1 protein-coding gene is annotated in these 1272 nt (G+C 42.8%); it reads right to left on the bottom strand.

What is annotated here, in order from left to right; all coding sequences use genetic code 11:
- Positions 1-76 precede the first annotated feature (76 nt).
- Positions 77-1272: group II intron reverse transcriptase/maturase (ltrA, locus tag AC1DVK_RS26930; RefSeq protein ID WP_477627825.1), on the bottom strand; the 1196-nt coding region annotated here is incomplete at its 5' end.

The raw sequence follows: 1272 nt of genomic DNA, 5'->3' as shown, positions 1-1272 counted from the left end.
AATCGAGTAGGAGGAGGCGCCTAGCCTCCGACCTCTCACACCACCGTACGTACCGTTCGGTATACGGCGGTTCAGTTTAAGTCTGACGTAGTTTTGTATATCGTTCATATAGATTTACTAACCCATGATGGAGCCAATAAACATTATTAAGGGTTTTGTCTAGAATAGGACTATGCGCTATGCGCCAATAACCCTTTCTGCTATTTCCCCATTCATATGCTTTTCCAAATGGGACRCCTAATCCTTTGAGTTTCCTCACCCTCGTTCTTGGTAATTTCCATTGCTTCCATAGGCACATTCTGAGTCTTCTTCGAATCCATGAATCTAAATTCTTCAATACGTTCGGAGTATCAATGAGGGCGAAATACCCCATCCAACCTCTAAGGTATTGCTTTAACTTATTTATWCGGAGTTCCATGGGTATCGGTAATTTTCTCGAGGTCATTTCCCTGATTCGTTTCTTTACCCTCTTCACCGTTTGTTTAGCCAGTAGAACCTTCGGGTTCTTCTTTGACTTCGTGAAACTAAAACCGAGAAACGTTCTGTTCCAAGGGCGATCATACTTCSACTTCTCGTAGTTGACCTTTAGCTTCAGTTTATTTTCAATGAAGCTTGAGATATTTCCCATTGCACGTTTGGCGGCTTTTCGTGTCTTCACAAAGATAGTACTGTCATCCGCATACCTTACGAATCGAAGATTGCGTTTCTCTAGTTCTTTATCTAAATCGTCTAACATGATATTAGATAATAAAGGACTTAACGGACCTCCTTGCGGAGTTCCCTCCTCACTTTTATGAAAAAGTCCGCCTATCATAATGCCTGCTTGAAGGAATTTACGAATCAGTTTAAGAACTCGTTTATCTTCAATTTTCCGCTCTAACATTCCCATGAGCTTGTCATGATTCACTTTATCGAAGAACTTCTCCAAATCCATATCCACTACCCATGTATAACCTTCGGTTATATAGGACTTTGCCTTTCGAACCGCCTGGTGCCCTTGTTTGTTAGGGCGAAATCCATAGCTATTCTCYGAAAAGGTTGAGTCATATATCTTGGTCAATATTTGGGCAATGGCTTGTTGAATGAAACGGTCTAGAACGGTTGGAATACCCAAAAGCCGAACTCCGCCGTTTGGTTTCGGGATTTCGATACGACGGACGGGCTTCGGTTGATAGGTACCCTGTAAAAGGGCAGTTTTCATGTTGTACCATTCGGTTACGAGGTGCGGTCTCAGGTTTTGGACCCGCATTCCATCTACACCATGGCTTCCCT

This window comes from Peribacillus sp. P4_B1 (genome assembly GCF_056402395.1).
This window is presented reverse-complemented; position numbering and strand designations above follow the sequence as displayed.